Origin of the sequence: Variovorax sp. UC74_104, from assembly GCF_044055375.1 — a bacterium.
Classification (GTDB): domain Bacteria; phylum Pseudomonadota; class Gammaproteobacteria; order Burkholderiales; family Burkholderiaceae_C; genus Variovorax.
This window is the reverse complement of the sequence record NZ_CP171978.1, coordinates 5,785,577-5,809,315: the sequence shown is the minus strand read 5'-3', so window position 1 is coordinate 5,809,315 and position 23,739 is coordinate 5,785,577. Positions and strand designations below refer to the sequence as shown.

At 69.4% G+C, this 23,739-nt stretch carries 24 protein-coding genes, 1 tRNA gene and 1 pseudogene; 13 read left to right on the top strand and 13 right to left on the bottom strand.

The window, feature by feature from the left end:
• Positions 1-26 precede the first annotated feature (26 nt).
• The gene (locus ACHMXA_RS27275; protein ID WP_395317085.1) at positions 27-1,223 is read right to left on the bottom strand and encodes a patatin-like phospholipase family protein; all 1,197 of its coding nucleotides are present in this window, start codon (positions 1,221-1,223) and stop codon (positions 27-29) included.
• Between the two features lie 85 nt (positions 1,224-1,308).
• On the opposite strand from ACHMXA_RS27275, the gene apbC reads away from it, so the two are divergent.
• The 4 genes from apbC (at position 1,309) to ACHMXA_RS27255 (ending at position 5,660) form a co-directional block, all read left to right on the top strand.
• Positions 1,309-2,400 (top strand): iron-sulfur cluster carrier protein ApbC, encoded by a 1,092-nt coding sequence (gene apbC / locus ACHMXA_RS27270; RefSeq protein ID WP_176663061.1) that lies wholly within the window; start codon positions 1,309-1,311, stop codon positions 2,398-2,400.
• A gap of 19 nt (positions 2,401-2,419) precedes the next feature.
• On the top strand, positions 2,420-3,364 hold the full coding sequence (locus tag ACHMXA_RS27265; RefSeq protein ID WP_395317084.1) for a LysR family transcriptional regulator: 945 nt from the start codon (positions 2,420-2,422) through the stop codon (positions 3,362-3,364).
• 147 nt (positions 3,365-3,511) lie between these two features.
• Positions 3,512-5,209, top strand: a complete 1,698-nt coding sequence (locus ACHMXA_RS27260; protein ID WP_395317083.1) for an OFA family MFS transporter — start codon at positions 3,512-3,514, stop codon at positions 5,207-5,209.
• 103 nt (positions 5,210-5,312) lie between these two features.
• A complete protein-coding gene (locus ACHMXA_RS27255; protein WP_176663058.1) occupies positions 5,313-5,660 on the top strand; it encodes a winged helix-turn-helix domain-containing protein in 348 nt (115 codons plus the stop codon).
• 37 nt (positions 5,661-5,697) lie between these two features.
• Here the strand turns inward: ACHMXA_RS27255 and ACHMXA_RS27250 are convergent, their stop codons facing one another.
• The gene (locus ACHMXA_RS27250; RefSeq protein ID WP_395317082.1) at positions 5,698-5,970 is read right to left on the bottom strand and encodes a hypothetical protein; all 273 of its coding nucleotides are present in this window, start codon (positions 5,968-5,970) and stop codon (positions 5,698-5,700) included.
• A 105-nt stretch (positions 5,971-6,075) separates the two neighbouring features.
• Between ACHMXA_RS27250 and modB the strand changes: the two genes are divergently transcribed.
• The 8 genes from modB to fdhD all read left to right on the top strand — a co-directional run bounded on the left by modB (position 6,076) and on the right by fdhD (position 12,786).
• Positions 6,076-6,759, top strand: coding sequence for a molybdate ABC transporter permease subunit (modB, locus tag ACHMXA_RS27245; RefSeq protein ID WP_395317081.1), 684 nt, complete (start codon positions 6,076-6,078; stop codon positions 6,757-6,759).
• 166 nt (positions 6,760-6,925) lie between these two features.
• Positions 6,926-7,675, top strand: coding sequence for a molybdate ABC transporter substrate-binding protein (modA, locus tag ACHMXA_RS27240; protein WP_395317080.1), 750 nt, complete (start codon positions 6,926-6,928; stop codon positions 7,673-7,675).
• Positions 7,672-8,460: an ABC transporter ATP-binding protein gene (locus tag ACHMXA_RS27235; protein WP_395317079.1), complete on the top strand. Its 789-nt coding sequence runs from the start codon at positions 7,672-7,674 to the stop codon at positions 8,458-8,460. The genes modA and ACHMXA_RS27235 overlap by 4 nt, the downstream gene beginning before the upstream one ends.
• A 33-nt stretch (positions 8,461-8,493) precedes the next feature.
• Positions 8,494-8,778: a YlcI/YnfO family protein gene (locus tag ACHMXA_RS27230; protein WP_395317078.1), complete on the top strand. Its 285-nt coding sequence runs from the start codon at positions 8,494-8,496 to the stop codon at positions 8,776-8,778.
• On the top strand, positions 8,775-9,089 hold the full coding sequence (locus tag ACHMXA_RS27225; RefSeq protein WP_176663052.1) for a type II toxin-antitoxin system RelE/ParE family toxin: 315 nt from the start codon (positions 8,775-8,777) through the stop codon (positions 9,087-9,089). Before ACHMXA_RS27230 ends, ACHMXA_RS27225 begins: the two co-directional genes overlap by 4 nt.
• A 91-nt stretch (positions 9,090-9,180) precedes the next feature.
• Complete coding sequence (locus tag ACHMXA_RS27220) at positions 9,181-11,541, top strand: FdhF/YdeP family oxidoreductase (protein WP_395317077.1); 2,361 nt, start codon at positions 9,181-9,183, stop codon at positions 11,539-11,541.
• Complete coding sequence (locus ACHMXA_RS27215) at positions 11,541-11,831, top strand: hypothetical protein (RefSeq protein ID WP_395317076.1); 291 nt, start codon at positions 11,541-11,543, stop codon at positions 11,829-11,831. Before ACHMXA_RS27220 ends, ACHMXA_RS27215 begins: the two co-directional genes overlap by 1 nt.
• Before the next feature lie 31 nt (positions 11,832-11,862).
• The gene (gene fdhD / locus ACHMXA_RS27210; protein ID WP_395317075.1) at positions 11,863-12,786 is read left to right on the top strand and encodes a formate dehydrogenase accessory sulfurtransferase FdhD; all 924 of its coding nucleotides are present in this window, start codon (positions 11,863-11,865) and stop codon (positions 12,784-12,786) included.
• On the opposite strand, the gene mnmH is transcribed toward fdhD, so the two are convergent.
• Genes mnmH through ACHMXA_RS27185 form a run of 5 tightly spaced genes read right to left on the bottom strand, consistent with a single transcriptional unit; the run spans position 12,714 to position 17,163 of the window.
• Positions 12,714-13,790, bottom strand: a complete 1,077-nt coding sequence (gene mnmH / locus ACHMXA_RS27205; protein WP_395317074.1) for a tRNA 2-selenouridine(34) synthase MnmH — start codon at positions 13,788-13,790, stop codon at positions 12,714-12,716. The genes fdhD and mnmH overlap by 73 nt on opposite strands.
• 44 nt (positions 13,791-13,834) lie before the next feature.
• Positions 13,835-14,638 (bottom strand): phosphonate ABC transporter, permease protein PhnE, encoded by an 804-nt coding sequence (gene phnE, locus ACHMXA_RS27200; RefSeq protein ID WP_395317073.1) that lies wholly within the window; start codon positions 14,636-14,638, stop codon positions 13,835-13,837.
• Positions 14,635-15,444: an ABC transporter permease gene (locus ACHMXA_RS27195; protein WP_176663596.1), complete on the bottom strand. Its 810-nt coding sequence runs from the start codon at positions 15,442-15,444 to the stop codon at positions 14,635-14,637. Before ACHMXA_RS27195 ends, phnE begins: the two co-directional genes overlap by 4 nt.
• Before the next feature lie 23 nt (positions 15,445-15,467).
• On the bottom strand, positions 15,468-16,295 hold the full coding sequence (locus ACHMXA_RS27190; protein ID WP_395317072.1) for a phosphonate ABC transporter ATP-binding protein: 828 nt from the start codon (positions 16,293-16,295) through the stop codon (positions 15,468-15,470).
• A gap of 10 nt (positions 16,296-16,305) precedes the next feature.
• Positions 16,306-17,163 (bottom strand): putative selenate ABC transporter substrate-binding protein, encoded by an 858-nt coding sequence (locus ACHMXA_RS27185; RefSeq protein WP_395317071.1) that lies wholly within the window; start codon positions 17,161-17,163, stop codon positions 16,306-16,308.
• A gap of 74 nt (positions 17,164-17,237) precedes the next feature.
• On the opposite strand from ACHMXA_RS27185, the gene selD reads away from it, so the two are divergent.
• Positions 17,238-18,305 carry a selenide, water dikinase SelD gene (gene selD / locus ACHMXA_RS27180; protein ID WP_395317070.1) on the top strand — a complete coding sequence of 356 codons (1,068 nt, stop codon included), beginning with the start codon at positions 17,238-17,240 and terminating at the stop codon, positions 18,303-18,305.
• A gap of 147 nt (positions 18,306-18,452) precedes the next feature.
• Here selD and ACHMXA_RS27175 read toward each other — a convergent pair.
• From ACHMXA_RS27175 to ACHMXA_RS27150, 6 genes and pseudogenes are all read right to left on the bottom strand, one after another.
• A tRNA-Sec gene (locus tag ACHMXA_RS27175) sits at positions 18,453-18,545 on the bottom strand.
• Positions 18,546-18,565: 20 nt separating this feature from the next.
• Positions 18,566-20,474, bottom strand: a pseudogene (gene selB / locus ACHMXA_RS27170) (selenocysteine-specific translation elongation factor).
• The gene (selA, locus tag ACHMXA_RS27165; RefSeq protein WP_395317069.1) at positions 20,471-21,919 is read right to left on the bottom strand and encodes an L-seryl-tRNA(Sec) selenium transferase; all 1,449 of its coding nucleotides are present in this window, start codon (positions 21,917-21,919) and stop codon (positions 20,471-20,473) included. The pseudogene selB and the gene selA overlap by 4 nt, the downstream one beginning before the upstream one ends.
• Positions 21,919-22,947: a formate dehydrogenase accessory protein FdhE gene (gene fdhE, locus ACHMXA_RS27160; RefSeq protein ID WP_395317068.1), complete on the bottom strand. Its 1,029-nt coding sequence runs from the start codon at positions 22,945-22,947 to the stop codon at positions 21,919-21,921. The genes selA and fdhE overlap by 1 nt, the downstream gene beginning before the upstream one ends.
• Before the next feature lie 165 nt (positions 22,948-23,112).
• Positions 23,113-23,613 carry a formate dehydrogenase subunit gamma gene (locus ACHMXA_RS27155; protein WP_395317067.1) on the bottom strand — a complete coding sequence of 167 codons (501 nt, stop codon included), beginning with the start codon at positions 23,611-23,613 and terminating at the stop codon, positions 23,113-23,115.
• Entirely contained in the window at positions 23,610-23,735 is a 126-nt protein-coding gene (locus ACHMXA_RS27150; protein ID WP_395317066.1) for a hypothetical protein, read from the bottom strand. The genes ACHMXA_RS27155 and ACHMXA_RS27150 overlap by 4 nt, the downstream gene beginning before the upstream one ends.
• Between the last annotated feature and the right edge of the window lie 4 nt (positions 23,736-23,739).

Below are 23,739 nucleotides of genomic sequence, written 5' to 3'. Positions count from 1 at the left end.
CGAGCGCCGGGCGTCGGAGCCGCCCCCTACGCGGCGTTCCAGCCGAAGAAGCGCAGCACCTCGTCGCGCTGCTTCATCGTGTCGGCGCGGCCCAGCGCCATCAGCTCGCTCGTGTAGCCCGATTCGAACAGCAGGTAGCTCGCGAGCGCGCCGCCCTTCACGTCGGCCGCGACCTTCGAGCCGCCCAGCAGGTGCCGCACCGCACCAGGCAGGGCGTCGACGTGCCGCGCCGCGATCACGTCGAGGCGCTCCGACGGCGAGATCACCAGCAGATCGAGCGGGCGCAGCGTGCTCGCCGCGCGAGCCTCCTGTGGAATGAGCCCGAGCGTGTGGTTGATGCGGCGCAGGCGTTCGATGTCCACCGCCAGCGCGTCGAGGAAGATGCTCGACAGCGCATGGCCCGCGATCTGCGCCATGGTCGGATAGCCGCTGTGGGTGTTGGGCGCGGTGGCGTCGCGCGGCTCGTGCATGCGGCCCGCGCCGATCACCACGATGCGCTGCGCGCCCAGGTGGATGGCCGCCGCAATGGGTGCCGACTGCCGCATCGAGCCGTCGCCGAAGTACTCGGTGTGGCCCTGCATCGGCAGGGCCGTGGCCGGGAACACGAAGGGGATGGCCGATGAAGCCAGCAGGTGCGCATGCGTGATGCTGTCGCGCACCGACAGGCGCTGCGAGCGCACCCAAGGCTCCATCGGCACGGCCGCCTCGAAGAAGGTGACGTGCTCGCCCGAGCTGTAGCTGGACGCGGTCACGGCCAGGGCCTGCAGGTGGCCTTCCTGCATGAGCTGCGGCAAGCGGTCGAGCGGCACCATGCGCTGCAGCAGTTCGGAAAGCGGCGTGTTGTCGAGCAGCGACTTCGGCTTGATGCGCATCCAGTTGGCCGCGAAGCGCCCGAAGCCCAGCAGCATGCGCCACCGCGTGCCACTGCCGATCACCGAGAGCGAATCGGCGCGGTACACCTGCTCGGCCCGGAACCGGCCCCAGACATCGGCGATGTGGCCGACCACGTAGTCGAAGTCGTCGCAGCCGCAAGCCAGCGCCGCCGCGTTGATGGCGCCGGCCGAGGTGCCGGTGATGACCTGGAAGGGGTTGGCGGTGCCGGTGATTGCCGTGCCGGCCGCTCGGCGGATCTCGGCGATGGCTTCCAGCACGCCGACCTGGTAGGCGGCCCGGGCGCCGCCCCCGGTGAGCAGAAGGCCGGTGACGGGGCTGGTGTCGGGCATTTTGTTCGTTGTCGGGCTATTGGAAGGGCTCGGGGTGCCGGCTTGGCGAGCGCCTTAGACTACCGGCCATTCAGGAGTTTGATCAATGGCACTCACCCCAGAAGGGCTCATGGAGGCGCTCAAGGCCGTCCAGGACCCTAACACCGGCAAGCCTTTCGCGGCGACCCGTTCGCTCAAGAACCTCCAGGTCTCGGAGGGCGACGTCTCGTTCGACCTCGAACTCGGCTACCCGGCCAGGAGCCAGCACGCGGCCATCCGCAAGGAGCTGGTGGCGGCCGCCAAGGCGGTGCCGGGCGTGGAGAACGTGTCGGTGAACATCGTCACCAAGGTCATCAGCCACGCGGTGCAGCGCGGCGTGCAGCTGATGCCCAACGTCAGGAACATCATCGCCGTGGCCTCGGGCAAGGGCGGCGTGGGCAAGAGCACCACCGCCGCCAATCTGGCGCTGGCGCTGGCCTCCGAAGGAGCCACCGTCGGCCTGCTCGACGCCGACATCTACGGCCCCAGCCAGCCCATGATGATGGGCATCGAAGGCCGACCCGACAGCGCCGACGGCAAGACCATGGAGCCCATGGAGCGCCACGGCGTGCAGGTCATGTCGATCGGTTTCCTGGTCGACCAGGACCAGGCCATGATCTGGCGCGGCCCCATGGCCACGCAGGCGCTCGAGCAGCTGCTGCGCCAGACCAACTGGAAGGACCTCGACTACCTCATCGTCGACATGCCTCCGGGCACCGGCGACATCCAGCTCACGCTGAGCCAGCGCGTGCCGATGACGGGCGCGGTGATCGTCACCACGCCGCAGGACATCGCGCTGCTCGACGCGAAGAAGGGCATCAAGATGTTCGAGAAGGTCGGCGTGCCGATCCTGGGCATCGTCGAGAACATGGCGGTGCACGTGTGCTCGAACTGCGGCCATGCCGAGCACATCTTCGGCGCCGACGGCGGCAAGAAGATGGCGGCCGAGTACCAGATGGACTACCTGGGCGCGCTGCCGCTGGACATCAACATCCGCCTGCAGGCCGACAGCGGGGCGCCCACCGTGGTGTCCTCGCCGGACAGCGAGGCCGCCGGCATCTACAAGGCGGTCGCCCGCCGCGTGGCCGTGGGCATCGCCGAGAAGGCGAAGGACTTCTCCGCGAAGTTCCCGACGATCTCGATCAGCAAGAACACCTGAAGAAGAACGGCCTTTCTCGATGAACCTGCTCGCCTCGATGCGCTACCTGGTGGCGCTGAACGAGCACAAGCACTTCGGCCGCGCGGCCCAGGCCTGCCACATCACGCAGCCGGCGCTGTCGAACGCGCTGCGCGCGCTGGAGACCGAGTTCGGCGTCGTCATCGTCAAGCGGGCCCGCGTGTACGTGGGCCTCACGCACGAGGGCGAGCGCGTGCTGGCCACGGCGCAGCGCATGCTGCGCGACAACGAGGTGCTGCTGCAGGAGCTGCGCAGCGACGCGGACAACCCGCACGGCAGCCTGCGCATGGCCGCCGTGCCCACCGCGATCCCGATGCTCTCGCGCTTCGCGGCCATGCTGCAGGAGCGGCATCCGGGCATCGTGCCGGCGGTGCTGTCGATGAGCTCGCAGGACCTGGAGACGGGGCTGGAGAACCTCTCCATCGACCTCGCGCTGGGCTACACCGAGCGCATGCATCTGCCAGGCATCAAGCTCGCGGCCTGGCCGCAGAGCGTGGAGCACTACTTCCTGCTGCGCCGCGCCGAGAAGCCTTCGTCCGACCAGCTTCGCATCGGCCAGCCGATGTCGTGGGCCGAAGCGGGCAAGCTGCCGCTGTGCCTGCTGACCTCCGACATGCACAACCGCGCCATCGTCGACCAGGCGCTGCGCGAGGCGGGGGCGCCGGTGAATCCGGCCATCGAGACCAATTCGGTGCTGGCGCTCGCGCTCGCGGTGAGCGCGGGCAAGATCTGCAGCGTGCTGCCCGGCGGCATGGTGGATGCCGTGCGCACCCACCGCGAGCTGGAGGCGCTGCCGCTGGTGGGGCCGGACGTGCGCACGCCCATCGGCTTCATGACGCAGGAGGGCGTGCGCGCCTCGCGCGCGCTCGAAGCCGCGCTCTCATTCATGCAGGCGCCCGAGTGGCTGGCGCATCTGCGGGAGCACGACGGCTCGCTCGGCGAATGACTGTCGCGGCACTGCCGCCAAAGTCCTCGTCATTTAGTTATTGAATCAGGCCATGCCCTGATCGAATTTGACGGCGCTTAAACCATTCGCAGACACTCCGCGCCCCGGATTAGCAAAAACTTACACATCCGGCGAACAAGGAGAAATATGGCAGGTTCATCTGCAGGCGTTCTCGATGGAGAACGCGTAGCTGGAGGAGGGGCGCAGACGCAACCCGGCTTCCTGGAAAAAGAACGCATCATCGCGGGCCCCGGCTTCAACCGCTGGCTCGTTCCACCGGCCGCACTGGCCATCCACCTGTGCATCGGCATGGCCTACGGCTTCTCGGTGTTCTGGCTCCCGCTGTCGAAGGCGCTGGGCACCGCGGGCACCGGCGCGCAGGCCTGCGCCAAGGACATGAGCTTCTTCGCCGAGCTCTTCGCCACCAGCTGCGACTGGCGTGTGGCCACCCTCGGCTGGATGTACACGCTGTTCTTCGTCTTCCTCGGCTGCTCGGCGGCCCTGTGGGGCGGCTGGCTCGAACGCGCCGGTCCGCGCAAGGCCGGCGTGGTGTCGGCGCTGTGCTGGTGCGGCGGCATGCTGCTGTCGGCACTGGGCATCCACCTGCACCAGTTCTGGCTGATGATCCTCGGTTCCGGCGTGATCGGCGGCATCGGGCTGGGCCTGGGCTACATCTCTCCAGTGAGCACGCTGATCAAGTGGTTCCCCGACCGCCGCGGCATGGCCACCGGCATGGCCATCATGGGCTTCGGCGGCGGCGCGATGATCGGCTCGCCGCTGGCGGTCGACCTGATGAAGCGCTTCTCCACCGCCACCGACGTGGGCGTGATGCAGACCTTCGTCGTGATGGCGCTGGGCTACTTCGTCTTCATGATGGCCGGCGCGCTGGGCTACCGCGTGCCGCCCTCGGGCTGGAAGCCCGAAGGCTGGACGCCGCCGCCGGCGCAGACCAGCAACACCATGATCACGCAGCGCCACGTGCACGTGAAGAAGGTCTGGGGCATTCCGCAGTTCTGGCTCGTGTGGCTGGTGCTTTGCATGAACGTGAGCGCGGGCATCGGCGTGATCGGCATGGCTTCGCCCATGCTGCAGGAAGTGTTCGGCGGCGCGCTGATCGACCTGCCGGCGAAATACGGCGAACTCGACAAGACGCAGCTCGCGGCCATCGCCGTGGTGGCGGGCGGCTTCACGGCGCTGCTGTCGCTTTTCAACATCGGCGGGCGCTTCGTGTGGGCGAGCATGTCGGACAAGCTGGGCCGCAAGCTCACCTACACGGTGTTCTTCGTGCTCGGCGGCATCCTGTACGCGAGCATTCCTTCGTCCGCCGGCGCGGGCAGCAAGCTGCTCTTCGTGGGCGCGTGCTGCGTGATCGTGTCGATGTACGGCGGCGGCTTCGCCACCGTGCCGGCCTACCTGGCGGACCTGTTCGGCACGCAGTTCGTGGGCGCCATCCATGGCCGCCTGCTGACGGCCTGGGCCACGGCCGGCATCCTCGGCCCGGTGGTGGTGAACTACATGCGCGAGTACCAGCTGGGCCTGGGCCTGCCGCGCGAGCAGGTCTACAACCAGACCATGTACATCCTCGTGGGCATGCTGGTGATCGGCTTCATCGCCAACCTGCTGGTGCGCCCGGTGGCCGACAAGCACTTCATGAGCGATGAAGAGCTGGCCGTCGAGAAGAAGCTGGCGCACGAGAAGGCCTCGGCCGCCGAAGTGGGCAGCGGCTCGGGCCGCGCCGACACGGTGAGCCCGGCGGTCGTCGCGCTGGCCTGGCTGGCGGTGGGCATTCCGCTGGCCTGGGGCGTCTACAAGACGCTGGTGAGCGCCGCCAAGTTCTTCAACTGAAGGCGGTCTGCAACGGCAGTCGGCGGCGCCAGCGGCGCGCGCCGGCCGCCGGCCGCGGCAGGCGGACAATGGCGCCCAGCATTGGTTTACGCTTGGCGCCCACATGAAATCCAAAGTCCAGTTCCGCCTGCGCATCTACCGGGACGACGCGATCGCCATCGGCCCCGGCAAGATCGCGGTGCTCGAAGCCGTGGCCGAGACAGGCTCGATCTCGGCGGCCGCCCGGCTGCTGGGCATGTCGTACCGGCGGGCCTGGATGCTGATCGACGAGATGAACCAGGCGCTGGCCTCTCCGGCCGTGAACACGGCGGCAGGCGGCTCGCGCGGCGGCGGCACGGCGCTCACGCCGGTCGGCGAGGAGATCGTCAAGCACTACCGGGCCATCGAGAACGCCGCGCGCCTTGCCGCCGCGGCGGACATCCGGGCCCTGACGCGGCTCCTGGCGCAATAGGTCTGCAAGCGACCATCGAGCTGCCGGCACGCGCGGTTCATTGCTCCTTGATCGCTCCCGGAATGCCTCTTCCGGCCGGCGGCACGGCCCACGCCGCCTCGCGGCGCAGCACTTCGCCGATGTCGCCCGCATCGGTGGCGCCCACGAAGAACGATTGGCTCGCGCCGTCCGCGCCGGTGATGGACAGCACGAAGCCGGCGGCATCCGTGGTGCGTTCGATGCGCCATTCCCGTACCTGTGTCACGCGATGGCGAAGCTCCGGCCGGCCCGAGATCGAACGGACAACGGCGTCGTGGGCGGATGCGCGCATGGCGGGTGTCTCCTACGCTATATCCGTCAGTATATGGAGGATGATCGATTTGCGCACTCCTGAAGGACCATGGGGCTGGACGTGTAACAATCCCGCCGTATTCTCATGAACACGACGAATTCGCTCATCGCTTCGACCGACTGGTTCCCGCTGGTGCTGTCGCTCAAGGTCGCCGCCGTGGCGACCGTGCTGGCGCTAGTCGTCGGCGTGGCGCTGGGATGGGTGTTCGCGCGCAAGAAATTCTTCGGCAGCAACGTGCTCGAAGCCGTCTTCATGCTGCCGCTGGTGCTGCCGCCCACGGTGATCGGCTACGCCATCCTCGTGGCGGCCGGCCGCCGCAGCCCGCTGGGCGCCTGGCTGCGCGAGCATCTCGACTACACCATCATCTTCAGCTGGCACGGCGCGGTGGTGGCTTCTGCCGTGGTGGCGCTGCCGCTGGTGCTCAAGTCGGCCAGCGCGGCGTTCTCGGGCGTGGACCGCTCGCTCGAAGCCGCGGCCAGCACGCTGCGGCAGTCGCCGTTTTCGGTGTTCCTGCGCGTCACGCTGCCGCTGGCGTGGCCAGGCATCCTGGCGGGCACGCTGCTGGCCTTCGCGCGCGCCATGGGCGAGTTCGGCGCCTCGCTGATGGTGGCCGGCTCCATTCCGAAGCAGACCCAGACGCTGTCGATGGCCATCTACGACGCGGTGCAGGCGGGGCACGACGACCTCGCGCTGCTGCTGGTCATCGTGACCTCGCTGCTGTCGATCGCCGTACTGGTGCTGTCGAACCGCTTCTTTTCGCTGAGATGAGCACACCCCCAGGCTTCGCGCACTTCGTGTCGCTACGCCAACCCCCTTGCAGGGGGCAACACCAGCGGCCCGGCAAAGCCGGTTCCGCGGTGTTCCCGAAAGGGGAAGCAGTCTCTTCTATTTGGTTCTCGGCTTTCTAGCTTTCCATTACTTCCCGGAGATCATCATGCGTCCGTTGCGTCTTTTGTCCCTCGTCGTTGCTCTGGGCTTGCCGCTGGCTGTCTCGGCCCAGCAGATCACCGTGTCCGCCGCCGCGAGCCTGACCGACGCGTTCAAGGAGATCGGACCGAAGTTCGAGGCCGCCAAGGCGGGCGCCTCGGTGCGCTTCAACTTCGCCGCCTCGGGCGTGCTGCTGCAGCAGATCGGGCAGGGCGCGCCGGTGGACGTGCTCGCCAGCGCCGACCAGGAAACCATGAACCGCGGCGCCGAGCAGAAGCTCGTCGACACCGCCACACGCAAGGACTTCGTCACCAACAGCCTGGTGCTCATCGAGCCTGCCAGGGAGGGCGTGGGCCTGAAGTCGCTGCAGGACCTGACCGGCGCTGGCGTCAGGAAGATCGCCATCGGCAAGGTCGCGACCGTGCCGGTCGGCCGATACACCAGGCAGGTGCTCGACGGCGCCAGCCTCTGGACCGCGCTGGAGCCCAAGTTCGTGCAGGCCGACAGCGTGCGCCAGGTGCTCGACTACGTGAGCCGCGGCGAGGCAGAGGCCGGCTTCGTCTACCGCACCGACGCGGCCATCGCCGGCGACAAGGTGAGGATCGCCTTCACGCCCACCGGCCACACGCCCGTGACCTACCCGATCGCGGTGGTCGCCGAGAGCAGGCAGAAGGCGCTGGCCGGCGACTTCATCGCCTTCCTCTCGACGCCCGCCGCGCAGGAAGTGCTCGCGCGCTACGGATTCGGCAAGCCATGATCGATGTCGATCTGAAGCTCACGGTGGCCGACGGCCGCCGGCGCTTCGATCTCGCGGTGCGTTTCGCGACGGACGTGCCCTTCGCCGCGCTCTACGGCCCGTCGGGCGCGGGCAAGTCGCTCACGCTGCAGGCCATTGCCGGGCTGCTGCATCCCAGCTCGGGGCACGTGCGGCTCGACGGCCGCACGCTGTACGACTCGGCGCAGGGCATCGACGTGCCCGCGCCGGCGCGGCGCATCGGCTATCTCTTCCAGGACTACGCGCTTTTCCCGCACCTGAGCGTGCGCGAGAACGTGGCCTTCGGCCTGACCGCGTGGCATCGCCGCAAGCCCGCCGCGAAGGACGCCGAGCGCGTCCACGCACTGCTCGAAAGCTTCGGCCTAGCCGCGCTCGCCGACAGCCGCCCGCAGACTCTCTCCGGCGGCCAGCGGCAGCGCGTGGCGCTCGCCCGCGCCCTGGCCTGCGAACCGCAGGTGCTGCTTCTCGACGAGCCCTTCGCGGCCCTCAACCCCATGCTGCGCGCCGAACTGCGCGAGGAACTCGCGCAGGTGCGCAGGCAGTGGGGCATTCCGGTGCTGATGATCACGCACGACATCGAAGACGTTCTCGCCCTGGCCGACGTGGCCTTCGTCTACAGCGAAGGCCGGGTGGTGCGCGAGATCGACCTGCACAACGCCGAGAGCCGCGAGTTCGCGCTGCACGAGGCGGCCGGCGCTCGCCTCGTGGAAGACACGCCGCTGCGGCGCAAGCTGAGGGGGCTGCTGATGCGGGACGTGCGCAGCTGACGTTTTGCATCGCATAAGCGATACACTTTGGCGATGAAAACCGCCACCATCCCCTCCGTGCGTGTCGAGCCCGAATTCCGGGATGAAGTCGAACAGGTGCTTGGCGAGGGGGAGACCCTGTCCCAGTTCGTGGAGGCGGCCGTCCGCGCCTGCGTTCAGCAGCGCAAGAGCCAGGCCGAGTTCGTGGCGCGCGGCATGAAGTCGCTGGCCAGCGCGCGGCGCAGCGGGGAATATGTCGAGGCGGGCGAGATGATGCAGCGCCTCAGGACCAAGCTCGAATCGGCGGCGAAGAAACAGCAAGGCGCAGCTCGCCGGTGAGCTACTCGGTCCGGTTCACGCGTCAGGCGGCCGAAGACCTGGAGCGGCTGTATGACTTCGTCCTCGAACGGGAGCTCGCCAGGGGCGGCGATCTCGCGCTTGCCGAGCGGGCCCTCGAAGCGATCGAGCACGGCATAGCGACCCTCGGTTTTTCGCCCTTCACCTGTCGTAAGGCGGGCGAAAATCCCTTCATCCGAGAGCTCGTGATTCCGTTCGGCGCCAGCGGCTATGTCGCACTGTTCGAAATAGAAGCAAGCGACTTGATCGTCGTGGCCGCCGTCAGGCATCAGCGCGAAGACGACTATCACTGACGACACGGCGGCCGGTCCATTTCCTTTTTGAATCGCCGCATGTCTCGATTCAATTTGACGCTCTACCGGCCCGCGGCGAACACTCGCTCGCATGAGCAGCGAGCAGAAGATCGAGTTTTACAAGGGCCCGGCGGGCGGCTGGGGTGCATTGCGCAGCGTGACGAACGCGCTGCTGCGGCAGGACATTCCCATCAAGGGCGCGAAGACGCTGCTCTCGGCCAACCAGCCTGACGGTTTCGACTGCCCCGGCTGCGCCTGGCCCGACCGCAACCACGCCTCCACCTTCGAGTTCTGCGAGAACGGCGTCAAGGCCGTGGCCGCCGAAGCCACCGCGCGCCGCGCCGGTCCGGAGCTGTTCGCGAAGCACACGGTGGCCGAACTGGCCGGGCAGAGCGACTTCTGGCTCGAAGACCAGGGCCGGCTCACCCACCCCATGGCCTACGACGCGGCGAGCGACAAGTACGTGCCGATCGAATGGGACGACGCCTTCGCGCGCATCGCCCGTCACCTGAACGCGCTGCCCGACCCCGACCAGGCCATCTTCTACACCTCGGGCCGCGCGAGCAACGAGGCGGCCTTCCTGTACCAGCTCTTCGTGCGCGAGTACGGCACCAACAATTTTCCCGACTGCTCGAACATGTGCCACGAGCCCAGCGGCAGCGGCATGCGCCCGCAGCTCGGCGTGGGCAAGGGCACGGTCACGCTCGACGACTTCGAGAAGGCCGACGCAATCTTCATCTTCGGCCAGAACCCCGGCACCAACCACCCGCGCATGCTCGGCGAGCTGCGCGCGGCGTCGAAGCGCGGCGCGCGCATCGTGAGCTTCAACCCGCTGCGCGAGCGCGGCCTGGAGCGCTTCGCCGACCCGCAGGACAAGCTGGAGATGGCGACCCTGGGCTCCACGCCCATCAGTACGCACTACTTCCAGCTGCGCGTGGGAGGTGACTTCGCCGCCATCAAGGGGATGATGAAGCACGTCATCGAGCGCGAGGACGAGGCCGTGGCACGCGGCGAGCCTTCGGTGCTCGACCATGCATTCATCGCCGAGCACACCGCCGGCTTCGAGGCCGTGGCGGACGACCTGCGCGCCGAGCAGTGGGACGTGCTCGTGCGTGAATCGGGCCTGAGCGAGGAACAGATCCGCGCCGCGGCCGACGTCTACCTGGGCGCCGAGCGCGTCATCGCCTGCTGGGGCATGGGCATCACCCAGCACCAGCATTCGGTTGCCACGATCCAGATGATCGGCAACCTGCTCATGATGCGCGGCAACATGGGCCGCGAAGGCGCTGGCGCATGCCCGGTGCGCGGCCACAGCAACGTGCAGGGCGACCGCACCATGGGCATCTGGGAGAAGCCGCCCGCCGCGCTGCTCGACCGCCTGCAGCAGGTGTTCGGCTTCGAGCCGCCGCGCCGCAACGGCGTGGACACCGTCGAGGCCATCCAGTCGATGCTCGACGGCAAGGGCCGGGTGTTCTTTGCCCTCGGCGGCAACTTCGCGGCCGCTACGCCCGACACCTACCAGACCTGGAAGGCGCTGAAGCAGTGCGAGCTCACGGTGCACGTGACCACCAAGCTCAACCGCAGCCACGTGATCCACGGGCGCGAGGCGCTGATCCTGCCGTGCCTGGGCCGCACCGAGATCGACATGCAGGCCGGCGGCCAGCAGGGCGTGACGGTGGAAGACTCGATGAGCATGGTGCACATCTCGATGGGCATCAACCCGCCCGCGTCGGAGCACCTGCTGTCGGAGCCGGCCATCGTGGCGCGGCTCGCGGCTGCCACGCTGGGCGCGCGCAGCAAGACGCCGTGGCTCTGGCTCATCGAGGACTATTCGCGCATCCGCGACAAGATCGAAGCCGTGTTCGACGACTTCAAGGACTTCAACGCCCGCGTGGCGCATCCTGGCGGCTTCCGCCTGCGCAACACCGCGAGCGAGCGGGTGTGGAACACGGCGTCGAAAAAGGCCGTGTTCTTCACCCACGCCGTGCCGCTGGACACGCCTTCGCACCGCGCCCGCACACGCTTCGCGAAAAAGGGCGACACCATCGTCTTCACGCTGCTGACCACGCGTTCGCACGACCAGTACAACACCACCATCTACGGCATGGACGACCGCTACCGTGGCGTGTTCGGCCAGCGCCGCGTGGTCTTCATCAACCAGGAAGACATCCGCGCCCTGGGCATGAAGGACGGCGACTGGGTCGACATCCAGACGGTGTGGAACGACGGCCAGGAGCGCCGCGCCGACCGCTTCAAGCTGGTGGCCTACGACATCCCGCGCGGCAACCTCGCGGCCTACTACCCCGAGACCAATCCGCTGGTGCCGCTGTCGGCAGTGGCCGAGAACGCGGGCACGCCGACCTCCAAGTCCATTCCCGTGGTGCTGGTGCCGCATGAGCTGCCGATCCAGAAGCTGGCGGAGGACGAAGCGGACGGGATGGTGGCGGCCTGATGAGTGCCTTGCTGCAAGACAGCCTTTCCGTCGCCATCCTGCGCATGCTCGCGCAGGAGCCCGATGGCACCGGCGTCTCGCTGCCGCGCCTGGGCAAGCGGCTCGGCCAGGGCGCCAGCGTGCTGATGCGCCGGCTCACGATGATGGGCGATGCCGCCATCGGCGGCGTGCGCGGCCCGGGCTGGGTGCGCGTGGTGCAGCACGACGACCGCTGGGTCGCGCACCTGCTCGAAGCCGGGCGGGCGCAGGTGGGAACACTTCCTCCCGACGAAGACGAAAACCGCGACTGAGCCGACAATGGCCGGCCCAGCCGGAGCTCACATGTCGAAGCCAGATCACGACGATTCCGAAGACACCCTGCCGCCGCTGTCGCGGCACGCCGTGCGCGTGTTCGGCGAACGCGGCGTCGCGCCCGAAGGCGAACTGCGCGACGACACGCTCGCGGCCGAGGTACCGGTGGCGCTCGTGTTCAACGGCGTCTCGCACGCGGTGATGATGGCCACCCCGCAGGACATGGAAGCCTTCGCCCTCGGCTTCGCGCTGAGCGAGGGCATCCTCGACACCGCCGTCGACTGCCGCGGCATCGACGTGCGCACCGTCGATGCCTCCGAAGCCGGCCTGCCCGCCGGCATGCCCGGCATCGAGGTACAGCTCGAGATTTCCACGCGCAGCTTCGAGCGCCTGAAGGACCGCCGCCGCAGCCTCGCCGGCCGCACCGGCTGCGGCGTGTGCGGCGTCGAGAGCTTCGCGGGGCTCGACCTCTCTCCGCAGCCCGTGCCTCGGCGCGACTGGATCGAACGCATCGACCTCGCGACCGTGCTGCGCGCCTTCGCCGCCATGCCGCCGCGCCAGGTCTTCAACGCCGAGGCAGGCGCGATCCATGCAGCCGCATGGGCCAGCGTCGACGGTGAACTCACCGACCTGATGGAAGACGTGGGCCGCCACAACGCGCTCGACAAGCTCATCGGCAGCCTTGCGCAAGCGGGCCGCCTGCAGGAGCCGGGCTTCGTGCTGATGTCCAGCCGCGGCAGCCACGAACTCGTGCGCAAGTGCGCGCGCGTGGGCATCTCGGCGATGGCGACCATCTCCGCGCCCACGGCCATGGGTGTGCGCATGGCCGAGTTGTGCGGCCTGCGGTTCTGGGGGCTGTGCCGTGCGCCGCGGGGCGTGCTCTATGCCGACGGGCTCGGCGGCGCGGCTCTTTCGAGCGCCAGCACCGCATCGGCCACGGCCTCGATGCCCTGATCCGAAAGATCGCCGGCCGCCACGCGCTGCCGCTGCGCCCAGGCGCGGAAATGCAGTTCCTGCGACTTCTGATAGTGCGGGTCGTAGTGCAGCGACATCAGCTCCGAGAACAGATGCGGCAGGTCGGCATCGTGCGCCCACTGCTGCCAGCGAGAGACGGTCTCCTTGCCCTGCAATTCCTTGAGCGCGCCGAGCCTGTCGGCCAGCGCGTCGCGGTCGTCGCCAAGGTAGGCGTAGTCGCGCAGCAGATAGGCGAGCCGCGCTTCTGGCGTGGCGCACACCTCGATGCACGGCGCCGCCCGCATCCGAGCCACCAGCGACAAGGGCAAGGACAAGCGCCCGATGCGGATGCTCTCGCCCTCCACGTACAGCGGTCGCGAAAGATCTACCGTTTCAAGCACCGCCGCGATCAGGGTCTCGAAGTGCTTTTGCGAAGGCTGCGCCACGCCCGGCAGCGAGCCGAGCAGCGAGCCCTTATGGCGGGCGAAATCTTCCAGGTCGAGCACCTGCGCACCGCGCGCAGCCAGTGCGTGCAGCACGCGCGTCTTGGCGCTGCCGGTGGCGCCGCAGATCACGCGCAGGTCGAGCTTCGGCGTCAGCGTGTCGATCTGCGAGATCACGTGCCGGCGGAAGCTCTTGTAGCCGCCCGCGAGCTGCTGCGCGTCCCAGCCGACGAGGCGCAGCCACGTCACCATCGAGCCGCTGCGCATGCCGCCGCGCCAGCAATACACCAGCGGCTTCCAGTTCTCGGGCCGGTCGGCCAGCGTCTCGCGCAGGTGCCGCGCGATGTTGGCAGCCACCATCGCACCGCCGATGCGGCGGGCCTCGAAGGCGCCGGTCTGCACGTAGACGGTGCCGACGATATGGCGCTCCTCGTCGTTCAGCACCGGGCAGTTGATGGCGCCGGGAATGTGGTCGAGCGCGAACTCGGCGGGCGAGCGGGCGTCGATCAGCGTGTCGAAGGCGTGGCGGTCGGCCACCCGCACGGGCTGGCGGTGACTCATGGCAGAAGGAACCTCATGCCCCCGATTGTCGGCGACAGGGGCGCTCAGGCGTAGGCTGGCCCAAGTCCTCTACGCAAGCGAGCGCTTGCAAAGTCCACCAGCGTGACCAGCACGAACATCGCGATCAGCACCGTCATCGCCTGCTGCTGCTGGAAGATCGACAGGTGGAAGTACAGCAGCTGCCCCAGCCCGCCGCCGCCCACGAAGCCCAGCACGGCCGCCATGCGGATGTTCATTTCCCAGCGGTAGAGCGTGTAGGCCACCCATTGCGGCAGCACGATGGGCAGGCTGGCGTAGCTGAAGGCGGTGACCGCATTCGCGCCGGAAAGCGTGAGCGCGTGTTCGGGCTCGCGCGGCGCGTTCTCCAGCGCCTCGGCGAACAGGCGCCCCAGCACGCCCGTGGTGTGCAGCGACAGCGCCAGTGCGCCCGCGAAGGGCCCGATGCCGGCGGCCAGCACCATCAGCGCGGCCCAGACCAGCTCGGGCACGCTGCGCAGGAAGTTGAGCGCGAAGCGCGCCACGTGGCGCGGCATCCATCCGGCGCGCCCCGAAGCCGGCAAGGCCAGCACCGCGCCGGCAAGGGCTGCCAGCACGGTGCCCAGCGCCGACACCGCCAGCGTCTGCAAGGCCCCGTGGCCGGCCTTGGCGAGGAAGTCCGGCGACATGTCGGGCGGGAAGAACTCGGCGACGAACTTGCCCATGAGCCTGAGCGATTCCGCCGAGCCCAGGGCCCAGTAGTCGATGCCCAGGTAGACGAAGCTCGCCACGACGGCCGCGCCGATCAGCAGCAGCGCGACGCGGCAGCGCCAGCACGGCGGCGGTCGCGGAGGCAGCGTCTTCGTCGTCATGCCAACAGCCTCCGCAGCGCGCTGCTCAGCAGGTCGGCCAGCAGCACGAGCGCCAGGAACACCAGCAGGATGCTGCTGGCCTCGCCGCCGTTGAGCATCTTCATCGACTGGTCCATCAACTGCCCCAGCCCGCCCGCGCCGACGAAGCCCATCACCACCGACGCGCGCACCGCGCACTCCCAGCGGTAGACGGTGTAAGAGGCCAGCTCCTGCGCCGTGTTCGGCAGCAGGCCGTAGCACAGCGCCGCGAGCCGGCCGCTACCGCCCTCGAGCAGCGCGCGCGCAGGCCGTGTGTCGGCCGATTCCAGGATCTCCGCATAAACCTTGCCCAGCATGCCGCCGTAGGTGATGGCCAGCGCCAGCACGCCCGAGGCCGGGCCGAGCCCGAGTGCGCGCACGAAGAGCAGCGCCCAGACGATCTCCGGAATCGCCCGCAGCACCATCAGCAGCCAGCGCGCGGCCTGCCGAACGATGCCAGCCTGCACGCGGCCCGGCCCCGGCCCGATGCGCGAGATGGACAGCGCGCGCGTCGTCACGAAGCCCAGCGGCGCGCCGATCAGCAACGCGAGCGCGGTGCCTGCCGTGGCCATGGCCAGCGTCTCCAGCGTGGCCTTGAAGAGCAGGGCGAGAAATGCCGGCGAACCATCAGGCGGAAAGAAGCCCGCCAGGAAGCCGCCGATGACCGCGAGATTGCCGCCGTCGAACAGCGCCCAGGGCCTGAATTCGGAAAGCGCCAGCATCGGCCACGCGACGACGAGCGCGGCGGCGCAAGCGGCCAGCCGGCGCGCGGCGTGCGGGTCGCGCATGGCCGGGGAGGCGACGTTCGTGCTCAAGGGCAGTCGGGCCGCTGGAAGGCCGCCTCCACTGCCGCAGCTGTCGTCGCACCCGGCGGCAGTGGCCGTTGCGTCGCGACACCGCCTTCGCTCGCGTAGAGCGCATCGAGCATCTCGGGCGTGACCTGCGCGGCCGGCAGGTCGAACATCACCGCACCGCCGCGCATGCCGACGATGCGCGGAAACCAGCGCAGCGCGAGGTCCACCGCGTGCAGCGAGGCCATCAGCGTCGCGCCCGTCGATTCGCTCTGCGCCACGAGCTGGCCGATGGCCGCGTCGGCCAGCGTGGGGTCGAGCGCCGACACCGGCTCGTCGGCCAGCAGCAGGGCAGGGCGCTGGTAGAGCACGCGCGCGATGCCCACGCGCTGCAGCTGGCCGCCGGAGAGCCGGTCGCAGCGCTCGAACAGGCGGTCTTCCAGCGCCAGCCGCGAGAGCGCCTCGTGCGCGCCGGCGATGTCCGAGGGATGCAGCAGCGAGCCCAGCGCGCGCAGCATCGACCACTCGCCGAGACGCCCCGCGAGCACGGCAGTGACCACGCGCAGCCTCGGCGCGATGGGTGGTGACTGGTGCACGGTGCCGATGCGGGCGCGCAGCTTCTTCAGCGCCGCCGCGGTCAGCTGCCACGGCCTCGAGCCCAGCGTCTGCACATCGCCTTCGGTGGGCCGCAGCGCCGCGCCGAGCACGCGCAGCAGGGTGGTCTTGCCCGCCCCCGAGGGCCCGATGACGGCGATGCGTTCGCCGTCGCGCGCGGCCAGCGTCACGCTGGCCAGCGCGCGCTGTCCGTTGGGATGGACGACGCCCGCGCCTTCCAGCGAAAAACTCATCCGCGCAGGCTCACTTGATCAGACCAGCCGACTTGCCCGCCGTCTCGATCCCGTCGTAGTTCGACGACTTGGTCGGGATGAACTTGCTCGCGCGCTGCAGCGCCATGACTTCCTTGTGCGCCGGGTTGGCCGGGTCGAGCTTCAGAAAGGCGTCGGTCAGCTTCTTCGTGACGGCGGGGTCGAGGCCGGGGCGCACGGTCCAGTTGTAGTCGTAGTAGGTCGGCGTGGTGGCCAGCACGCGCACCTTGGCGGCGTTGGGGTTCTTGGCCTCCACCAGCTTGTCCCACACCGAGGCGTTGAGCACGCCGGCCTCGGCGCGCGAGGCGGCCACGAAGGCCACAGTGGCGTCGTGCGCGCCCGAGAACGCGACGGTCTTGAAGTCCTTCTCGGGGTTGATGCCCGCCTGCAGCAGGAAGTAGCGCGGCATCAGGCTGCCCGAGGTGGAGGAGGGCGCGCCGAAGGCGAAGGTCTTGCCCTTCAGGTCGGCCAGCGTCTTCGCGGTGCTGTCCACCGGCACGATGAACTTGCTGGTGAACACCTCGTCCTCCGCGCGCTGCACGATCGGCACTGCGCCGCCATTGGTGCGGATGCGCGCCTGCACGTAGGTGAAGCCGCCGAGCCAGGCCAGGTCGATCTTGTTGGTGGCCAGGCCCTCGACCACGGCGGCGTAGTCGGTCACGGGCGTGAACTGCACGTCCATGCCGGTTTCCTTCTTGAGGTAGTCGCCCAGCGGCGTGAATTTGCGCTGCAGCTCGGTGGGCGCCTCGTCGGGAATGGCCGAGACGCGCAGCACGCCCTGAGCGAAGGCGCCGAGGCTCGCGGCGGAGAAGGTCAGGCCAAGGGCCAGTCGGGTGAGAGTCTTTTTCATGGATGCGCCTCTGGGACGTGCGGGATAGGAAGGGACGGGATTGTAGAAAGCGGGCCCGATTCGATAATCGCGCCATGAACCCGACTCTCATGAACCCGCTCGCGCCGCTGCGCCTCACGAGTTTTTCGCATGGAGGCGGCTGCGGCTGCAAGATCGCGCCCGGCGTGCTGTCGCAGATCCTGAAGAACCAGGCCGGCGGGTTGATTCCGCCCGAGCTCATGGTGGGCATCGAGACCGCCGACGACGCGGCCGTCTACCGGCTCAACGACCAGCAGGCGCTGATTGCGACCACCGACTTCTTCATGCCCATCGTGGACGACCCGTACGAGTTCGGCCGCATCGCCGCGACCAACGCGATCAGCGATGTCTACGCCATGGGCGGGCGCCCGATCATGGCGCTGGCGCTGGTGGCCATGCCGATCAACCAGCTGCCCGTGGAAGTCATCGCCGAGATCGTGCGCGGCGGGCAGGACGTGTGCCGCGCGGCGGGCATCCCGATCGCGGGCGGCCACACCATCGATTCGGTCGAGCCCATCTACGGCCTCGTCGCAATGGGCCTGGTGCACCCCGAGCGCGTGCGCCGCAATGCCGACGCGAAGGCCGGCGACGTGCTCGTGCTGGGCAAGCCGCTGGGCGTGGGCGTGCTCTCCGCCGCGCTCAAGAAGGAACAGCTCTCCGAGACCGGCTACCGCCAGCTCATCGAAAGCACGACCAAGCTCAACACGCCCGGCATCGCGCTTTCTGCGCTCGACGGCGTGCACGCGCTGACCGACGTCACCGGCTTCGGCCTCGCCGGCCACACGCTCGAACTGGCGCGCGGCGCGAAGCTCAGGGCTGTCGTCGAGTGGTCGAAGGTGCCGCTGCTCGAGAACGTGCTGGCGATGGCCGCCGAAGGCTTCGTCACCGGCGCCTCGGGCCGCAACTGGGCCGGCTACGGCGCCGAGGTGAGCCTCGCGCCCGGCCTGCATGCCACCACGCAGAACCTGCTGAGCGATCCGCAGACCTCGGGCGGCCTGCTCGTGAGCTGCGCGCCCGATGCGGTCGATGCGGTGCTGAAGGTCTTCCGCGACGAAGGCTTCGCGCGCGCGGCCGTCATCGGCCGTGTGGAAGCTGGTGAGTCGTCGCTGCACGTGGTGCCCTGAAGCAGCGGTTCTACGCCGACTCGTCGAGTGGGCAGTCGCCGTCGCGAGCGGTCCGAGCTTGCGCCGAGAAGCGCAGGCGTACATGGGTACGTCGAGCATCGCAGGTGCAAGATCGGATCGCGCAGCAGGCGAATGCCCGCTCGACGGCGGAAGGGGGAAGGAGTCGAACCTTCCCGGCGACGGCTGGCGCCACCAACCGGGTTTGAAGCCCGGCCGCCCCACCAGGGACGATCCCCTCCCATGATCGCTTTCGTTGTCGTTCACGGCCTCGCCCCGAACAACGACGTGTCGGGTCGCAGCAGGTGCGTGTCCTTCACGCGCCGCGTGTAGCCCACACGATCGAAGAATTCCAGCAGCTGGATCGCGCGCTTGCGCCCCAGCCCGGTCGCGTCCCTGAAGCTCGCGGCCTCCAGGCCCGCCGGCCCGTCGAGGCAATCGCGCGCGATCACCGCAAGGCGCTCCACGGTCGCCAGCGGATAGTACAGGTCCTTCACCACCTGGAAGGCCTCGCCGCGGCGCGCGAGGCTCGCGAGCGTCTGCCGCACCATCGCCTCGCTCGCCGCGCAGTCCTTCGCCAGGTCGCGCACCCAGGGCGGATCGAAGCCGCCGTCGGCCAGCTTGGGCAGCAGCTTCTGCGCGAGCTTCTGCTCGGCCTCGTTGAGGCGTGCGGCATGGTCGGGCAGATGCAGCCAGGTGCCGCTGCGCACCAGCGTGCCGCGGGCGACCAGCTCGTCGAGCGCGTGGCGCCAGAGCGCGTCGTCGGTGCGCGGCCCGGCCAGGCGCTTGAGACGCCGTGCGTCGGGGCCGACCTCGTCGGGGGGCGGTGCGATGGAAGTCCGCGAGGCGCTCGGCGATCTGTGCCTCGAGCGCGTCCAGGTGCGGCCGAGCGATCGCCGTATGGCCGATGCGCACCGCGCCGTTCGGCAGCGGCAGTGCCTCTTCGTGGGCCAGCGAGAGCGCACGCGCCGCCTGCGCGGTGTCGATGCCCAGCGGCGCGTTGTGCAGCAGCGCGGCCACGCGGGCAGCGCGGTCGTCGATGGCCCAGGCCGCCAGCGTGCGCAGACGTTCGGGCGTGCGCCGATAGCGCACCGGTGCGAAGGGATCGAGCACGCGCACGCCCGCCACCGTGCGCGTGGCCGAGGCATCGCGCAGCACGCCGCGGTCACCGTGCCATGCGCCCACGGGCTCGCGCAGCACCAGCTGGGCAAGCGCCGTCTCTCCGGGCGCGAGCGCATCGCGGTCGAGCAGCGCGACCGATGCCATCACGTCGCTCGCGCCCAGGTGCGCATGCACCGTGGCGCCCGAGCGCAGCTGCCTCGCCTCGTCGGGCCACAGCGTGAGCAGCACGTCGATGCGCGCCGAGGCGAGCGCAACCGACGGCGTGCAGACCCACTCGCCGCGATGCACCTCGTCCTTGCCGACGCCGGCCAGCGCGAGCGCGCAACGCTGCCCTGCATGCGCCGACTCGGCCTGCTGGTTCTGGGCATGGATGCCGCGCACGCGCACCGTGCGGCTGCCCGGCGCGATGCGCAGCTCGTCGCCGATGCGCACCGTGCCGCTGAAGACCGTGCCGGTGACGACGGTGCCCACGCCCGAGAGGCTGAACGACCGGTCCACCGCGAGCCGAAAGGCCAGGTCATCCTCGCGCGCGCGCTGCTGCCGCGCCACGTCGAGCAGCCGCTCGCGCAGCGCGTCGATGCCTTCGCCCGTGGTGGCAGACACCGCCAGCATCGGCGCTTCCGCCAGCGGTGTGGGCGCGAGCAGGGCTGCGATGCCGGCCCGCACCTCGGCCAGCCGCGCCTCGCGCACGCCGGCATCGATGCGGTCGATCTTGGTGATGGCCACCGTCGCCTCGCGCACGCCGAGCAGCGCCACCACCGCGAAGTGCTCGCGCGTCTGCGGCATCACGCCGTCGTCCGCCGCCACCACCAGCAGCGCATGGTCGATGCCTGTCGCGCCGGCCAGCATGGTGTGCAGCAGGCGCTCGTGGCCCGGCACGTCGACGAAGCCCAGTGACACGCCGTCGGGCGCATGCAGGTACGCATAGCCGAGCTCGATGGAAATGCCGCGCCGCTTCTCCTCGGGCAGCCGGTCGGTGTCGACGCCGGTGAGGGCGCGCACCAGCGTGGTCTTGCCGTGGTCGATGTGGCCTGCGGTGCCGATGATCATTGCAGCCGCTCGTACAGCAGGGCAAGCTGGCCCGTGAAGGGCGCGCTGTCTTCGAGGCAGCGCAGGTCGAGCAGCAGCCGGTCTTCAGCGATGCGCCCGATCACCGGCAGCGGCAGGCCGCGCAGCGCGGTGGCAAGGGCATCGAGCGCGGTGCCGACGCCTTTCTTCGAAGTGCCGGCCGGCGCGATCGCGAGGCCAGCAGAGGGCAGCCGCTCGACCGGCAGCGAGCCGGAGCCGATCTGCCCGAGCAGCGGCACCACCTCGACGTCGAAGCACGGCGCCACGGCAGCCTGCACCGGCTCGCGCAGCGCCTCGGCCATCTCGCGGATCGCATCGGCGGGCCGTGTCAGCAGCCGCAGCGTCGGCAGGTCCTGCGCGAGGCGCTCCGGCCGCAGGTAGAGCGACAGCGTGGCTTCGAGCGCGGCCAGCGGCAGCTTGCTCATGCGCAGCGCGCGCTTCATCGGGAACTTGCGGATGCGGCCCACGGCCTCCTTGCTGCCGACGATGAGGCCGGCCTGCGGGCCGCCCAGCAGCTTGTCGCCCGAGAAGGTGACCACGTCGCAGCCGGCGGCGAGCATCTCCTGCGGCAGCGGCTCGCGCGGCAGGCCGTAGCGCGCGAGGTCGATGAGCGAGCCGCTGCCCAGGTCGGTGGCCAGCGGCACGCCGCGTGCATGCGCGATGCCGGCGAGCGTGGCCTCATCGACGGCCGAGGTGAAGCCCTGCACCGCGTAGTTGCTGGTGTGCACCTTCATCACGAGGGCAGTGCGCTCGTTGATGGCGCGTTCGTAGTCCTGCGGATGCGTGCGGTTGGTGGTGCCGACCTCGACCATGCGCGCGCCCGCGCTGGCCATCACGTCGGGCATGCGGAAGGCGCCGCCGATCTCCACCAGCTCGCCGCGCGAGACGATCACCTCGCGTTCGCGCGCCAGCGCCGCGATGGTGAGCAGCACCGCGGCCGCGTTGTTGTTGACCACCGTGGCAGCTTCGGCGCCGGTGATGGTGCACAGAAGCTCTTCGACCAGCGAGTCGCGGTCGCCGCGGCTGCCGGTGGCGAGGTCGTACTCGAGGTTGTTGGGCGATGTCATCACCGCCAGCAGCCGCTGCAGCGCGGCATCGGCCAACAGCGCGCGGCCGAGGTTGGTGTGGATGACGGTGCCCGTGAGGTTCAGCACCGCCTTCATGCGCGGCGCGAGGCGCGACTGTATGCGCGCAGCGAGTGCGTCGCCCAGTGCATCAGGCTGCACCTCTGCAGCAGCGAGTTTGCCCACGACGGCTTTCGCGCGCAGGCTGTCGAGCAGCGCACGCGCCTCTTTCACCACGAGCGTGTGGCCATGCTCGGCCAGCAATGCGCCCGGCACGGCGAGGCGCAGCAATTGATCGACAGAAGGCAGATCCTGGGGCCTTGCCGTCGAGCCGTGGACCACGGACTCTTCGGGCATCGCCATCAGCCGCCTCCGCCGTCGTCGGGAACTTCGGGTTCGCCGAAAAGGAGCATCAGGTTGTGGCCGCTGCGTTGATGCCCGGCTTCGGAGACGAGCAGGTCGAGCGTGACGCTCGCCAGGTCGTCGGCGACGGGTTCGACCTCGGGGTCTTTCTCCATCACGACCTGCTTGAGGTAGTGGCCGCAGCTGTCGCAGCACTCGGCTTTCACAGCGCCTTCGCGAGCGCCGGTGGCGGGCAGGTCCACGCCGGGCTGCGGGGACAGCGATTCGAAATGGATGCCCTTGGTGCTCTCGCAGTGCGTGCACTTGATGCGCACGTAGTGCCACTCGGTGCCGCACAGCGAGCAGTGCAGGTAGCGGAAGCCCGCCTCGTCGGCACCGATGCGCGTGATGCTCGCGGTGGGCGCGCTGCCGCAGCAGGGGCATTCGTTGCCGGGATCGGTGCGGCCGTAGATGTTCTCGCCTGCGTGGGCGGCCACCTGCAGCACCAGATGCGTCCAGTAGGCCTGCAGCCCGGCGGCGATCAGCGGCGCGGCGGCGAGGTCGAGCCCGAACATGATGCGGCGCGAGAGCCGGTCGGCCTGCGCATCGATCCAGGCGTCGTCGGCGGCCGCCACGTGGTCGAGCGTGTCGCGCGCGGGGCCTTCGGGCAGCCTGGCGCGAAAGAGCGCGAGCAGCCGGCGCAATTCCTTCAGCCACACCGCGTCGCGCGTCCAGCCGAAGGCGGGCATCGGGGGCTTGAGCACCCTCGCGGCGGCTTCGAGCGCTTCGGTCTCCGGCAGTTCGACCGGCGCGTAGTCCTGCAGCACCTGGTGCTGCGCCTGCGCGAGGTCGGCGATGAAGATCAGGTACTCGCGCATCGGATGCGATGCGGCGAGCTGCCGCAGCCGGAGCTGGCGGTCGGAAAAGGCGACGGAGCGCACCGGCAGGCGCAGGAACGGCATCTGCCGTCCGGCCTGCATCGCGATCTGCTCCGGCTCGAGGACGCGGGTGGTCCGGATCGGCGGTGGATTGCCGTTGGAACTGCTCATCCGGACGACTCTACAGCCATTCGCACGATTCGCGATACGCGATCGCCCGAGTCCCCGCAGGGGCCGGGCCTGTTCGCGGGATACCGCGGGGCCGACTCGGCCGGGCCGCGGGCACCGCACCCGGAATGGGGGCGGGATATGCGGTGCACGAAGCCCGGGAAGAGCTCATTCCCCCCGGGTCATCTTGCGGTGCCACAACGGATGGTTGAGCTTGGCCCAGCCTTCGGTGACGGTTCCGCGCGTCATCGCGCGCAGCGTGCCCTTGACCCAGATGGCGGCGTAGATGTGCGTGATGACCGAGAGGATCAGCACCACGGCCGAGGCCGCGTGCACCACCACCGCGATGCGCCGCAGGAGGATCGGGAGGAAGCCGACGAACCACGGGCTCCAGAACATGAAGCCCGTCACCAGCAGCAGCAGCAGGCTGATGCCGAAGGCCCAGAACACCAGCTTCTGGCCGGCGTTGTACTTGCCCACCGGCGGCATGCTCGACTTGTCGCCCTTGAGCATCTTCGGCGCGTTGGCGATCCAATCGCGGTCGCCCTTGTCGAGGATGTTCTCGCGCCACATGGTGAAGAACAGGAACACGAAGCCCAGCACCATCAGCAGCCCCATGAAGGGATGCAGGATGCGCGTCCATGGTCCGCCGCCGAAGAGCGCGCTCAAAAGAAGAGGCTCGGGTGGAAGAAGGCCAGGCCCGAGAGCGCCGCGGCGAAGAACATGATCGCGACGAACCAGTGGTTCATGCGCGTGGCGTCGCGGTAGCGGCGAAGGTAGTAGCGTGTCATCGCG

Excerpts from the sequence above, each read along its gene's own strand:
- ACHMXA_RS27275 (WP_395317085.1), bottom strand. The coding sequence starts at position 1,223 with ATGCCCGACACCAGCCCCGTCACCGGCCTTCTGCTCACCGGGGGCGGC.
- apbC (WP_176663061.1), top strand. The coding sequence starts at position 1,309 with ATGGCACTCACCCCAGAAGGGCTCATGGAGGCGCTCAAGGCCGTCCAG.
- ACHMXA_RS27265 (WP_395317084.1), top strand. The coding sequence starts at position 2,420 with ATGAACCTGCTCGCCTCGATGCGCTACCTGGTGGCGCTGAACGAGCAC.
- ACHMXA_RS27260 (WP_395317083.1), top strand. The coding sequence starts at position 3,512 with ATGGCAGGTTCATCTGCAGGCGTTCTCGATGGAGAACGCGTAGCTGGA.
- ACHMXA_RS27255 (WP_176663058.1), top strand. The coding sequence starts at position 5,313 with ATGAAATCCAAAGTCCAGTTCCGCCTGCGCATCTACCGGGACGACGCG.
- ACHMXA_RS27250 (WP_395317082.1), bottom strand. The coding sequence starts at position 5,970 with ATGCGCGCATCCGCCCACGACGCCGTTGTCCGTTCGATCTCGGGCCGG.
- modB (WP_395317081.1), top strand. The coding sequence starts at position 6,076 with ATGAACACGACGAATTCGCTCATCGCTTCGACCGACTGGTTCCCGCTG.
- modA (WP_395317080.1), top strand. The coding sequence starts at position 6,926 with ATGCGTCCGTTGCGTCTTTTGTCCCTCGTCGTTGCTCTGGGCTTGCCG.
- ACHMXA_RS27235 (WP_395317079.1), top strand. The coding sequence starts at position 7,672 with ATGATCGATGTCGATCTGAAGCTCACGGTGGCCGACGGCCGCCGGCGC.
- ACHMXA_RS27230 (WP_395317078.1), top strand. The coding sequence starts at position 8,494 with ATGAAAACCGCCACCATCCCCTCCGTGCGTGTCGAGCCCGAATTCCGG.
- ACHMXA_RS27220 (WP_395317077.1), top strand. The coding sequence starts at position 9,181 with ATGAGCAGCGAGCAGAAGATCGAGTTTTACAAGGGCCCGGCGGGCGGC.
- ACHMXA_RS27215 (WP_395317076.1), top strand. The coding sequence starts at position 11,541 with ATGAGTGCCTTGCTGCAAGACAGCCTTTCCGTCGCCATCCTGCGCATG.
- fdhD (WP_395317075.1), top strand. The coding sequence starts at position 11,863 with ATGTCGAAGCCAGATCACGACGATTCCGAAGACACCCTGCCGCCGCTG.
- mnmH (WP_395317074.1), bottom strand. The coding sequence starts at position 13,790 with ATGAGTCACCGCCAGCCCGTGCGGGTGGCCGACCGCCACGCCTTCGAC.
- phnE (WP_395317073.1), bottom strand. The coding sequence starts at position 14,638 with ATGACGACGAAGACGCTGCCTCCGCGACCGCCGCCGTGCTGGCGCTGC.
- ACHMXA_RS27195 (WP_176663596.1), bottom strand. The coding sequence starts at position 15,444 with ATGCGCGACCCGCACGCCGCGCGCCGGCTGGCCGCTTGCGCCGCCGCG.
- ACHMXA_RS27190 (WP_395317072.1), bottom strand. The coding sequence starts at position 16,295 with ATGAGTTTTTCGCTGGAAGGCGCGGGCGTCGTCCATCCCAACGGACAG.
- ACHMXA_RS27185 (WP_395317071.1), bottom strand. The coding sequence starts at position 17,163 with ATGAAAAAGACTCTCACCCGACTGGCCCTTGGCCTGACCTTCTCCGCC.
- selD (WP_395317070.1), top strand. The coding sequence starts at position 17,238 with ATGAACCCGACTCTCATGAACCCGCTCGCGCCGCTGCGCCTCACGAGT.
- selA (WP_395317069.1), bottom strand. The coding sequence starts at position 21,919 with ATGGCGATGCCCGAAGAGTCCGTGGTCCACGGCTCGACGGCAAGGCCC.
- fdhE (WP_395317068.1), bottom strand. The coding sequence starts at position 22,947 with ATGAGCAGTTCCAACGGCAATCCACCGCCGATCCGGACCACCCGCGTC.
- ACHMXA_RS27150 (WP_395317066.1), bottom strand. The coding sequence starts at position 23,735 with ATGACACGCTACTACCTTCGCCGCTACCGCGACGCCACGCGCATGAAC.